The 13,281-nt window shown below is 42.7% G+C and carries 10 protein-coding genes; all 10 read left to right on the top strand.

The genetic code is table 11. The features are described 5' to 3' along the window. Nucleotides 1–51: 51 nt before the first annotated feature. The 10 genes from ACOCF6_RS13955 to ACOCF6_RS14000 all read left to right on the top strand — a co-directional run bounded on the left by ACOCF6_RS13955 (nucleotide 52) and on the right by ACOCF6_RS14000 (nucleotide 13,197). Complete coding sequence (locus ACOCF6_RS13955) at nucleotides 52–885, top strand: class I SAM-dependent methyltransferase (protein WP_482460940.1); 834 nt, start codon at nucleotides 52–54, stop codon at nucleotides 883–885. A 114-nt stretch (nucleotides 886–999) separates the two neighbouring features. Beyond that, on the top strand, nucleotides 1,000–2,154 hold the full coding sequence (locus ACOCF6_RS13960; protein WP_482460941.1) for a sulfotransferase family protein: 1,155 nt from the start codon (nucleotides 1,000–1,002) through the stop codon (nucleotides 2,152–2,154). Between the two features lie 15 nt (nucleotides 2,155–2,169). Further along, nucleotides 2,170–3,024 carry a glycosyltransferase family 2 protein gene (locus ACOCF6_RS13965; RefSeq protein WP_482460942.1) on the top strand — a complete coding sequence of 285 codons (855 nt, stop codon included), beginning with the start codon at nucleotides 2,170–2,172 and terminating at the stop codon, nucleotides 3,022–3,024. A gap of 9 nt (nucleotides 3,025–3,033) precedes the next feature. Next, the gene (locus ACOCF6_RS13970) at nucleotides 3,034–4,122 is read left to right on the top strand and encodes a glycosyltransferase (RefSeq protein ID WP_482460943.1); all 1,089 of its coding nucleotides are present in this window, start codon (nucleotides 3,034–3,036) and stop codon (nucleotides 4,120–4,122) included. Then, the gene (locus ACOCF6_RS13975) at nucleotides 4,110–5,921 is read left to right on the top strand and encodes an ABC transporter ATP-binding protein (protein ID WP_482460944.1); all 1,812 of its coding nucleotides are present in this window, start codon (nucleotides 4,110–4,112) and stop codon (nucleotides 5,919–5,921) included. The genes ACOCF6_RS13970 and ACOCF6_RS13975 overlap by 13 nt, the downstream gene beginning before the upstream one ends. Nucleotides 5,922–6,008: 87 nt before the next feature. Next, nucleotides 6,009–6,917, top strand: coding sequence for a sulfate adenylyltransferase subunit CysD (cysD, locus tag ACOCF6_RS13980; RefSeq protein WP_482460945.1), 909 nt, complete (start codon nucleotides 6,009–6,011; stop codon nucleotides 6,915–6,917). Further along, nucleotides 6,917–8,812, top strand: a complete 1,896-nt coding sequence (gene cysC / locus ACOCF6_RS13985; protein WP_482460946.1) for an adenylyl-sulfate kinase — start codon at nucleotides 6,917–6,919, stop codon at nucleotides 8,810–8,812. The genes cysD and cysC overlap by 1 nt, the downstream gene beginning before the upstream one ends. Before the next feature lie 79 nt (nucleotides 8,813–8,891). Beyond that, on the top strand, nucleotides 8,892–9,956 hold the full coding sequence (locus ACOCF6_RS13990; RefSeq protein ID WP_482460947.1) for a radical SAM protein: 1,065 nt from the start codon (nucleotides 8,892–8,894) through the stop codon (nucleotides 9,954–9,956). A gap of 460 nt (nucleotides 9,957–10,416) precedes the next feature. After that, nucleotides 10,417–11,322, top strand: coding sequence for a glycosyltransferase family 2 protein (locus ACOCF6_RS13995; protein WP_482460948.1), 906 nt, complete (start codon nucleotides 10,417–10,419; stop codon nucleotides 11,320–11,322). Nucleotides 11,323–11,910: 588 nt separating this feature from the next. Further along, nucleotides 11,911–13,197 (top strand): oligosaccharide flippase family protein, encoded by a 1,287-nt coding sequence (locus ACOCF6_RS14000; RefSeq protein WP_482460949.1) that lies wholly within the window; start codon nucleotides 11,911–11,913, stop codon nucleotides 13,195–13,197. Nucleotides 13,198–13,281 lie beyond the last annotated feature (84 nt).

The following is a 13,281-nucleotide window of genomic DNA, read 5'->3' on the forward strand; positions in this document are numbered from 1 at the left end:
CATTAAGCATGGTATTGATATTTGTCTTCATTTCCGTCTGTGGAGTTTACAATGTCCATATTTCAATGGTCGCAAAGCAGTTGGTGCCTGCTAAACAAGATTATTCCATTTCTCCCTCGAACATCGTGTCCATCGCATCAAGGTTACTGCGAGAAACCGCAATATGAGCATATACCAGTAACGCTGGAAAACTTCCATCGTTTCACTTATTCTAAAAACAGCCATTTTAATGTGCTACGTAGTCATAATGATCAATCTGAAGTTGATCATTATGACTACGAACTAAAAGTTTATCAGGATATGCTGACATACAACTTCTTGCTGGATAATTTTTCGCAGGGGGCTAAATTGCTTGAAATTGGTGGCGGCGAATCGCGCATTATCCACCTGCTTAAGGATCGCTATGAATTCTGGAGTTTAGATAAGCTGGAGGGTATAGGGTGGGGATCGAAAAGATTAAAGAAAATGGATGGATTTAGGCTCGTGAAAGATTATATTGGTGCGTTTTCTAAGGAGTTGCCTGATGAATATTTCGACGGAGTATTCAGTATATCTGTGTTGGAACACGTACCTGAAGACAAGACTGTAATAAAGACAATATGTAACGACATCCAACGATTACTGAAGCCCGGCGGCCTGTCGATGCATTGTATCGATAGAGTTATTTTAGGAGGTACATTTCGTAAATACCTGCTCTTGGAATATCTATATTCTACAGTAGCAGTGATAAATCCACCTGTTTCTGTATCAGAAATGATAGCTGACCCAGATCTATGGGGAATGTCAAAAAAAGTTTATGACAGTAATTGGCGTAGTTTTATAAAATTAGATTACGAGCAGTTCGGAACTCCAATATCATATAATATGATCTGGCGTAACGATTAATACGCATCTTTGGTCCTTACAGAAACAATAATAATCTTCTCAGACAGATTGTGCTAATACGCAGCGATAACTATTCTATATTACTCGGATTAATTAAGTTGGTTAGGAGATTGAGTGACAGCAATTTGCATTCTCGGTATGCACCGGAGCGGTACCTCCACGATAACGCGCGCTTTTAATCTCCTGGGAGCTTATCTTGGGGAAGAAAAAGACCTTATGATTCCTTTGCCTGACAACCCCAAAGGATATTGGGAAAGATCTGATATTTATTATCTACAGGAACGGATGTTATCCGAACTGAAGAGGGACTGGGCGTCTCCTGCTCCGCTGCCGGAAAACTTTCACAAGGCTGATGAAATCCGTCCATTGAAAGAAGAACTTATTAACCTAGTAAAAAAGAACTTTTTTGGGTGTCCGTTATGGCTCTGGAAAGATCCGCGATCATGTTTGATGCTGCCACTCTGGAAGGACGTACTCTCGGAGCTCAACATAGATCTTAAGGTTGTGTTTGCGGTGAGAAATCCCCTCGATGTGGCACGATCTCTGGAAAAAAGAGACGGATTTACCTTAGATAAGGGAATGGGGATATGGTTTAATTACACACTTTCTGCTCTGAAAGGGATCGAAGGTCTGGATACCGTTTTCTTGTCGTACGACCGTTTTCTAGATGACTGGGAAACAGAATTGAAACAGTGTGCAGATGTACTTGGAATCGAGTGGCCTGCAGATGTCTCCGGTCTTAGGGACGAAATGCTCTCTTTTCTGCAACCTGACATGCGGCACAGTTCATCAGGACTGGACGAACTTCATGAAGTGAAGGCCCCGGAACCTGTAATCCGCATGTATGGGGTTCTTCTGGAAATTTTATCGGGGTCTGGTAAGTTAGATCCGGATGCTGCAAGGATGATAAAGGATGATTATAAGGAGTTCCTGAGTTATGCTAGGTTATTCGACTTTGAAATGGCGTTATTATCGGATTACCGCTTAAGATTTGATGAGATAGCAAGCTCCCCTGAGGTGCTTCCAAAACTTCTTGGATTAAAAAAAGATTTGGATATGAGGACTAAATGGGCGTTGAAGCTCAATAAGGAAGTAAATATGTTAAGAGAGCTAGTTGTTTCCAATCAAAAAAAAATAGCAGAGCTGCTTCCTCTTACTGAATCTGTGGATTATAATCTGCAAAAAGTTCTGAGTAGCATGAGCTGGAAAATCACGAAACCTCTCCGGCTTGCACATGGGTTTCTGTTTAAGCTACGAAAAGACAAATAATGAGCCGCTCATAATATGCAACCTTTAGTCTCAATAGTGTATTTAGTTAAAAATGGTGGCCAACTCTTCAAGAAGTCGTTGGATGCCGTATTTTCCCAAAATACAAATTTTCCCTTTGAAGTTATTGTGGTCGATTCTGGTTCTACAGACGGCACAATTGAACTGATGAGACAACGAAATCTTCGCTTTTATGAAATCTGCCCAGAATCATTCAACTTCGGTCTTACGAGGGATTATGCTTTTTCTCTTGCGAATGGACAAATTATTCTAACTCTTTCTCAGGATGTTGTTCCCGTTGGCAATGATTGGCTGCAATTAATGGTTAAGCCTTTTAATGATCCTCAAATTGCAGTGGTCCAAGGCTTGGACGTTGTCCCCCCTGACGAGGAACTGTTTTTCTGGTATGCGAATGGCCTGTTTTATTACACCAGGGATACAGTCAAATGGAATAGAGATAACGACCGAATAGGCCTTTCATTTACTTCATGCGCAATACGAAGCTCTGTGTGGTCCGATAATCGTATTGGCAAAGCAGATATGAATGAAGATAAGGTATTTCAGCTGAAACTAAGGGGGAAAGGTTTCAAGATTATTCATCAGCCGTTGGCAAAGACGTACCATGCTCATATGTATAATGTGAAAGAGTTGGCCAAGCGATGTGAAAATGAAGGAATGGGTTGGCGCTATTGTTCTTTTGATTATGCAATCATCGATATGTTGATTGACATGTTCAACATAAAGATTATTAGTGTATTGGTAGTTGGTTTATTTATGGGAAAAGTAAAACGATGGTCCGAATTGTTGTTTCCAGTAATAAGGCCATTTTATCTTTATAGAGGTAATCATTATACAACTGCTTATATTAAGTAAAGAGGATTCATGGACGGCGTAAGCCTCATTATCTGTTGCCACAACAGTGCGAACAAATTGCCGCAAACACTGAAGCATGTCAATGAGCTTAAGGTTTTTAGTCATATTCCTTGGGAGCTGATTATAATTGACAATGCATCAACCGACGGCACATTTGCAACCGCCACACAACTTCTTTCTGCTGATGTCAAATGCGCGGCGAAAATTGTCACTGAAAAAAAGTTAGGCCTCAGAAACGCCCGGCTAAAGGGAATTGCTGAGTCTCAATACGAATATATATGTTTTATAGATGATGACAATTGGATTTGTTCCAGTTGGGTCAATGTCGTTTATGAGATTATGTCTAACCATCCGGAAGTTGGTGCTTGCGGTGGTTTGGGACTGCCAAGTTTTGAATCAAATCCACCACTATGGTTTGAACAATATAGTGGGTATTATGCAGTAGGTCCACAAGGAGAATCGAGCGGATACATACCTGATTCAAGAGGATTTCTATGGGGTGCCGGTTTGACTATAAGAAAGTCAGCGTGGGATGAAATAATAAATAATAATTTTAACTTTATACTTTCTGGAAGGCATGGAACTGATCTAACTTCTGGTGAAGATACAGAGCTCTGCTTTGCACTTAGATGCAATAATTGGCGGCTTTGGTATGACGATAGGCTTTTATATTATCATTATTTGCCCGCTTTCAGACTTGATAGGGGCTATTTAAAAAAAATGTGTAGGGGAATGGGAGCTTCAGATGCCATCTTAAGTATATACAAAGAATATATCAATTCGAACATTATCATCACTCCTGATTTTCATAACGCGTGGGCGGTTGATCTATTTAAATTATTTAAGAAAAAAAATATTAATCGCATTGATATAAAACATGAAGTCAAGATGTCTTTGAATGAGATGCGGTTGCATGCCCGATTTGGCAAACTATGGGAAATAATCAAGTTGCGTAATAGATATGATGAGATAAAGAAACAAATATTCACGTTTTACCTGCATTCCAAGCACTATCGAGGGGTAATTGAAGCAAGTGATCTAAATAAGAGCAAATCTTTTGCAATTTCGCCAAATAACCATGAGTCATGTTTCAAATAACTAGTTATTTTTACACGCTTCTCTCAAAAAATGAAAAGGCAAAATTGTATCTTATTTTTGCTGCCACTATAATTTCGTCTTTTATTGAAATGGTAGGAATTGCTTCTATCATGCCATTTATGGCCGTTGTTTCTAACCCTGATGTAATTCGAGTCAACACGTGGATGCAAAGGACATATCAATATTTCAAATTCGATTCCACACACAATTTTCTTTTCTTTTTAGGAATAATTCTATTTGTGCTGCTGATTTGCAGTAACATCTTCAAGGCCTTGACTGTCTGGTCAACCCTCAAATACTGTAATCGTTTTAATTATATTCTATCTCGTAGACTTCTTGCACAATACTTGTCGCGACCCTATTCATTTTTTCTGAGCCGCAACACATCTGATATGGGAAAAAATGTATTAGCTGAAGTTAAAGTTGCTATCGACGGCTGTTTCATTGCAGGTATGCAAGTATTGTCGTGCGGATTGGTTATTTTGTTTATCATGGGGCTGCTTTTGGCTATTGATCCTCTTATCGCTGTAACGATTGCCGTTTTTCTTGGTGGAGCCTATACAGGAATTTTTCTACTAGTACGGCACATCTTGACGAGGATCAGTAAAGAACAGGTCTATGCCCAAACCATGAAGTATAAAACCACATCTGAGGCCCTAGGCGGCATCAAGGATATAAAAATACTGGGTCGCGAACTCCAGTTCTTGAAAAAATTTGTAGTGCATGCAGAGCAGCATTCATTGAACGTTGTTATTGCAGGAACAATCTCACTGCTTCCAAAATATGTTTTGGAAGTGTTGTCGTTAGGCGGCATTCTGTTGATCACAATTTACTTCATAGGGGCAAAGAACAACTCGACAACTCAGATGGTGCCAATTCTGGCTGTTTACGCCTTTGCCGGCTACCGCATTCTCCCAGCCTTGCAACAGATCTTTGCCGGCATTGCAAATGTGCGGTTGTACTTGTCCACACTGGAATTGTTGCACCACGAACTGAAAGATGACGAGAGTAATTGTGATCCTGAATTTGCTCTTCAAAATCGTGAGGAATTGCAACCATTTCCGTTCTGTAGTTCTCTTGAGCTTAAAAACGTAAGTTTCAGCTACAGAGCAGACCAGGGACCTGTTGTAAATGAGGTTAATATTACAATAGCCCGAAATACGTCCATAGGTTTAGTTGGCGCAACCGGCTCAGGCAAAACGACCCTTGTTGACATAATCCTCGGTTTGCTGCCCCCAACATCAGGGCAATTGCTTGTTGATGGCACTGAAATAAGCGGGGAAACCCTTGCCTCATGGCAACGCAACTTTGGCTACGTGCCTCAGCAGATCTACCTCTGCGACGACACACTTACTAGAAATATCGCTTTCGGAGTCCCTGACGAGAAGATTGATATGCCGGCCGTGATCCGTGCTGCTCGAATAGCCAATCTGCACGTGTTTGTCGAAAAGAAACTGCCTAATGGCTATGAAACAATCATCGGTGAGCGTGGCGTGCGGTTGAGCGGCGGACAGCGGCAACGTATCGGGATTGCCCGTGCACTTTATGAAGATCCTGCGTTTTTAATAATGGATGAGGCGACTAGTGCTTTGGATGGCATTACTGAAGAGGCGGTTATGGAGGCGCTTGGTACCTTGTCTGGTAAAAAAACTATAATTACGATCGCGCACCGTCTGACGACGGTGAAGGGTTGTGACATTATTTACATTATGGAGCACGGACGTATAACTAACAAAGGCACTTATGATGAACTGATGAGATCATCAGCTTGGTTTCTGTCAGCGACACGTCATACGTAATTGTGTATGTTGCGATTTATAGGGAGTGTAGATGAGGGAGATGCGCCATGAACAACGAAACTCTCCGATTTAGCTTGAAAGATGCCAATGTCTGACAAACGTTCGCTTACAATTATGGACGAGTTAGAAGCAGAGGCGATCTACATTTTGAGGGAAGTTGCCTCCGAATTCGAACGACCAGTGATGATGTATTCCATCGGAAAGGATTCGTCGGTTCTTCTGCAACTTGCCCGGAAGGCTTTTTATCCCGGACCGGTACCTTTTCCGCTGCTGCATGTAGATACCGCTCTGAAGTTTCCGGAGATGTACGCGTTTCGTGACAAGCTAGTTACTGAAACCGGCTTAGATCTGCGGGTCTTTTTAAGTACGACAGATGAGTCTGACACTGTGAATCCTTGGGATCAGGGAACGGTGCGTTGCTGTAGTATCCTTAAGACAAAAGGATTGCTGGATGCCCTGCAGGAGGGTGGTTACGACGCTGTTATCGGTGGTGCGCGGCGGGAAGAGGAACGTTCACGGGCTAAGGAGCGGATTTATTCGTTTCGTGATTGCCATGGTCAGTGGGATCCTCGGCACCAGCGACCCGAGATGTGGGACCTTTTCAATGGCCGTATCCATGCCGGCGAAAGTATGCGTGTGTTTCCGCTTTCAAATTGGACCGAGCTTGATATCTGGCGCTATATTGCTTGTGAACATATCCAGGTGGTGCCGCTCTATTTTGCTGCTGAACGAGAGGTGGTTGTGCGAAATGGCCAGTTGATACCGGTTGGAGTGTTGACCCGCTTGCTGCCTGGCGAAAGGGTGGAACGTCGTATCTGTCGTTTCCGGACTTTGGGCTGTTATCCATGCACGGGTGCAGTTGAATCATCAGCTGCGACAGTTGAAGAGATCATAACGGAGCTTTGCGGGATTCGACTTTCAGAACGTACAACGCGCGTTATTGATCATGATCAGGATGGCTCCATGGAGATGAAGAAGCGTGAGGGATATTTTTAATGTCACAGTTAACTCTCCGCGAACCAGACCTTCTCCGTTTCATGACAGCCGGCAGTGTAGATGACGGCAAATCTACGTTGATCGGTCGTTTGCTGTTTGATGCCGGTGGATTGTACGACGATCATATTGAGTCGTTGCAGGGCAGAGCGGGAACTAATCCTGGTACAATGGATTTTGCCCTGCTGACCGATGGCCTGAAGGCCGAACGGGAGCAGGGTATTACCATCGATGTAGCGTATCGATATTTTGCAACTGCTCGCCGTCGCTTCATTATTGGAGATGCTCCCGGACATGAACAGTACACTTGCAACATGGCTACAGCGGCTACACAGACTGATCTGGCGGTTGTGCTGATAGACGCGACGCACGGTGTATTGACGCAGTCCAAGCGGCATGCCTTTATCTGCGCCCTGCTGGGAATCCCCCGTCTGGTTGTTGCGATTAACAAGATGGACATGGTGGATTACAATGAGGATGCATTTCGCGCGATTGAGCAGGAATATGGCGAGTTTGCTATACGTCTTGGGCTGAAAAATCTGGCATTTATCCCTCTGTCTGCCCTAACCGGTGACAATGTGGTTTACCAGAGTGAAGGGATGCCCTGGTATAAAGGGCCACCACTGCTTAGCTATCTGGAGGACGTGTATGTTGCTGGCGACCGCAATCTGATCGATTTTCGGTTTCCAGTACAGTGTGTTGCACGGGAAACCTCAGGGTCCCGTGGTTATTGCGGACAGGTATGTTCAGGTATAGTTCGTGTTTCTGATGAAGTGATTGTGCTGCCATCAGGAGTGCGCACCCGCATCAGCGACATCAGGCTGATGAAGGTACAGCTTGAGAGCGCCGCTGCCGGCCAATCTGTTACTCTCTGTCTTGAGGATGATGTAGATGCCGGTCGGGGGAGCATTATAGTACATCCTGGAAACATACCTCGTGAGTATCATGATCTGGAATCAATGTTGGTCTGGACCGGCAGTGAAAAATTGGCTGCGGGCACGGTATACTGGTTGAAACATGCTTCCCAGTGGATTAAGGCCCGTTGTGAAAAAATTCATTACCGAGTGGATCCGAACACGTTACATAGAGAAACTGTTGATACGCTGGGTCTGAACGATATCGGACGTGTGCGATTCTCACTCTTAAAGCCACTCTATGCCGATGAATATCGCAACAATCGGAAGTTGGGTGCTTTTATTGTTGTATCGCAGCAAACCAACGACACATTGGCAGCTGCGACGATTGTCAACCGAACGGATTATGACGAGGAATTGAAGTCTGAACGGAAACCATCTGCTGAAAGGTCCATTGTCTGGCATGCCGGACAGGTTGTTGCTGACGATAGAGTACGCTTTTTTAAGCAAAAGCCTGCTACCCTATGGTTAACAGGGTTGAGCGGATCAGGAAAATCAACGATTGCATTTGCGCTGGAGCGGAGATTGCTGGATTGCGGTCATGCTGTTTATGTGCTTGACGGCGATAATGTCCGTCATGGCCTTAATCGGGATTTAGGATTTTCTCCCAAAGATCGCGCCGAAAACATTCGCCGGATTGCCGAAGTTTCCCGGTTGATGAACGATGCCGGGATTCTGGTAATAACTGCTTTCATCTCACCTTACCGTGAAGACAGGGATATGGCACGTTCGATAATTGGCAGTGCCGCCGATTTTTTTGAGATCCATGTCAATACTCCCATGCCGGTATGTGAAGAGCGCGACCCCAAAGGGCTTTACCGGCGTGCCCGCCTTGGTGAGATACCGGCTTTCACCGGGATCTCAGCGCCCTATGAACCGCCTCTAGCCCCGGCGTGTACTATTGATACTGCCAATTGCGGCATTGATGAATGTGTAGAGTTGCTGATGGGGGTTTTGCGACCAGCTTTAACTCAGATATTATAACAAAGAATTTAGCAGAGTTCTGTAACTCAGGGCGGAGGATGAAAAAAGGGTAGAGTTCCCCCTTTAGGTATGATTATGTATGAATAAATCATTTGCTATTAAAGTAAATAATTGGCTTAAATCAGTATGTTTTGATAGATATGCATTCAATACAGTCATTATTGATGCATCGACTCTTTGTCAATTAAAATGTCCAGTATGTGCTACATGGAATCCTAAAAAAAAATTAGGTACGGGATATTTAACATTCGATAATTTTAAAAAAATTATAGATGAAAATAGAAATATAAAAAATGTGGAGCTATCAAACAAAGGTGAAATATTTTTAAACCCCGACCTAAATAAAATCATTAAATATGCTTATGATAACGATGTGACTCTTAATGCCAATACAGGCGTCAACCTGAATTGTATAAATGAGGAAACTATTGAATATTTAGTTAAATTCCGTTTTAGTTCCCTAAAGGTTTCTATAGATGGAGCATCTGTTGATACATATAAAATTTATAGGAGGGGTGGGAATTTTACTCAGGTTATTTCTAATATCAAAAAAATAAACTATTACAAGCAAAAATTTAATACTAATTTTCCCAAACTGCAATGGGCTTTTATTGTATTTGGGCATAATGAACATGAAATTGACGTTGCTAGAAGAATGGCGAAAGAATTAAATATGGGATTTCAGCTTTCTTTTAATGTGTCTCGTGATTATTCACCAGTGATAAATGAAGAATTAGTCAGCAAAAAAATGGGCTTTTCCTCGGTGGAGGATTGGAGAAAAGTTCTAGATCAGCAATACGGTCGAGCAGGACACTATTGTAAAATGCTTTGGTTCAGTCCGGTGGTAAATTGGGACGGAAGATTATTGGCTTGCAGTTGTAACTCAGATCCATTACCAAATGCAAATGCATTCACTCATGGACTAAGTCAGGCATTGAAAAGCGAGGATGTCGTTATTATTAAAAAAATGCTGTTTGGTGAAATACCTGCTCGAGAAGGTATGCCATGTACGGAATGTGGAACTTATAAGAAGATTGTAGAGCAGCAGAATTTTCTTACTTATAAATGTATATTTAGCCGTTATTTAAGTCAGCGTTTTTTAGGACCATTTAAAAAAATTGTCAGGGCGTTTAGGGCATCGTAGGTATTTCGTAAACTAATTGTCCATGTGTATTTTTTTTGAATCGTTAGAGATGCCATGGTAACTTTATTTTTATCAATGGGAAATAGAATGGTTGCCAACAATCGGCAAGACTCGCCGAAGTCGGGTCACTCTCAGCCCTTTTAATTTTCTACCGTTTCGTCCAATTACGTACATCTGTGATTTTCAGGGAGCCAAGTTGGGCTAGAATGCCGTGTCTTTACTGTTCCTTTTCGCCAAGCATTACCAGAATTACCAGAATCTATACCCCTACTCACCTGGCTGCTGTAGCAATTTGATGTTTTTCCATATTCCTTGCTTCTCGATGATATATCCGCTATAAAATTGAATTCACATGTCTTTTATCAATCCCACATACTCCACGACCAGGATGTTAATATCCCAACGACCAAAAGGGTTGAAAGAACTGCCTCCCAGCACTGGTAGGGTGGCTGAAGGCGGTATGCGCACCAAGGGATGCTTTAAGACGTCTACCCGCGAAAAACCGCTAATAACCATTATCGTTGCTGTACTCAATCGTGCCAACTGTTTTGAGAACTGCATTAAAAGCATACTTGGGCAGTCCTACGACAATGTAGAGTTCATCGTTATTGACGGTGTTTCTACCGATGGCACCCTTGATCTTCTTTATAAATACGATTACCAGATCGACTATTGGGTAAGCGAGCCGGACCAGGGCCTTTACTATGCCATTAACAAGGCGGTGGATATTGCCACCGGTGATTGGCTTTATTTCATAGGCTCAGATGACGTGCTGATGGATAGCCTGTCGGCGATGGTTCCCTACCTGAAGTCTGACAGGACCATCTACTATGGCGATGTGTACGGAATGGGAAGAAAGCGGGTATATAATGGCCCTTTCACTCGCTACCGAATCAGTGCCCACGGCATAAAACACCAGGGGATGTTCTTTCCGAAAGAAGTGTTCAGCACCCTTCGCTACGATGTATCCTACAAGATCGGCGCTGACTGGGATCTCAGCCTGCGTTGCCTGATTGACCAATCATACAGCTTCACATATATCCCGGAACTTATTGCCGCCTACAACGACATAGACGGATTGAGTTCACAGGAGTTCCGTACGGCAGGAAGTGAATACTTCGCGTTCATCCTTAGTCGATTAGGCCTGAAAGGTCTGTTTTATGTCAGCCGATGGGCTTTAATACGCCTTCTTGAGATTCTGTATTTGAAAGAGCCGATTAGAAGACTTGCAATCATCTGTTTTGGATACTCACGAAGGCTTAAGGAGAGACAGGAAACTGCCCAGAGGCTCCTTGAGAAGGGAATCAGTATGGAGGACGCTGCTCAGGCCGTAAATATGAGTGTTGAGGAGTTGCACCTGCGTTGATGTAGTAAGCCGATTCCGGAGAGCCGGATCACCTATCGATTATATTTGCCAGCCAATTCAGAGCTGTTGACAACTTCCAATGGAGAGGGATTGTGATGATTACCCATGAAGTGCAAGCCACGATTACGGACTTGGTCACAGGAGCTATCGATTATGCTGGTTCGCATGTTTCCAGTCGCTTTTGGGCTGCTGGACACAAGGTCGTTGGTCTGGATAACATAAATGGCTACTAACTATGTTTGCCTTAGGAAGACCCGGCTGAATGCGTTGGAAGATCTGTCCGGCATTAACGTCACCCCCCTCGACTTTTCAGAACGGCACGTCATGGAACAGTTATATTCTTCCCATAGTGGGGTCAAACATCTGGCCTACGCATCATCAAATTCAATCTACGGCGACAACGGGACCAAGCCCTTTTCGGTCCACTATACTGTCGATCATTCTCTCTTACGGTACGTTGTATCCCAAAAAACAAATGAACTCATCGATCACACCTACTCATGGTATCGGGAATATTGCAGGCGATGATGTCCGTTCGATATGCAACTTTTTCTTGGGGCTTAATGAATGTCTAGCCTCAGGAAGAGAATGATTAAAGGCACCGCCCTGAACCTGGTTGCTGTTGTGTTCAATCAAGGCAGTACGTTGATCGTTAACATAATCGTTGCTCGCATCCTCCTGCAGCAGGTTTTTGGCGAATATGCTATGGTCCAGAACACCCTTCTCACTGCAGCCGGTATATCACAACTGGCAACCGGCTATACCGCTGCAAAATATATAGCGGAGTTCCGAGACAGTGACCCTGAAAAAACGGGCAGGATTATGGGGCTATGTTCTATAATAACTATTTTTATGGCTGCTTTGGCAATGTTGATGCTCTGTGTTACAGCACCTTGGCTAGCAACTTCAATTTTCCAATCGCCACATCTTTCGACCGCAATAATTCTTGGTTCTGCATACGTGTTTTGCTCAACAGTAAATGGATATCAAACCGGTGCACTGTCAGGTTTTGAAGCATATGGCAGTCTGGCAAAAGCGGGAATAACGAGCGGTATTGCAGCATTAATTGCGATACCAATCGGGACCGCGCAAGGGGGACTGGATGGTGCACTAATTGGACTCAGCATTAGTGCTGTTTTCCGTTGTATAATTCACTATTATTGGCTTCACCGAGAATCAGAAGCGAAAAATATTTCTCCGCTATATTCTTGGGGCGCTCTCCGTAAAGAAAAAATAATTATATTTAAGTTTGCGTTACCTTCAGCAATTGCTGGTTGTTATATGACCCCAATGCTATGGCTTGCCAATTCTTTTCTTGTACGCCAACCAAATGGCTTCAATGAAATGGCATTATTCAGTGCGGCTAACAATCTTCGAATTCTAGTATTATTTCTACCGAATGTGATGAATAGTGTTGGTGTTTCTATACTTAATAATGAAAAGTCAAAAGGAACTAAATCAAAATACAATAATGTGTTAACGAGTAATATACTTTATATATTTATAGTTACTTTGTGTGGTGCATTGCTAGTGGGCTTTTTTGGTGAAATTATACTTAAATTATTCGGCAAAGAATTCAAGGCTGGTGGTCAAATACTATGGCTACTTCTTATAGCAAGTATATTTGAATCAATAACTATTGCATTATACCAATATGTACAATCACAAGCAAAAATATGGCATTCATTTTTTTTCATTACTGTACCACGAGAAGCTATCTATGTTTTATCAGCATTTTATCTTGTAAAATCTTACAGTGGAAAAGGTTTGGCAATTTCTTATTTAGGAGCTGCAGCCTTAGGACTTGCTCTCATTTGTTCTGTACTTTTTATTATTAGTAATAGCGGTGAAACTGTAAATACATATGGCAGTTAAGCAAAATAATAAATTATTAGTGACTTAATAGCTGGTGCCTCTTTAAATAGGTGCTAATCAACAATATATATCTGGATATTTGCC

This window comes from Geobacter psychrophilus, assembly GCF_056821595.1.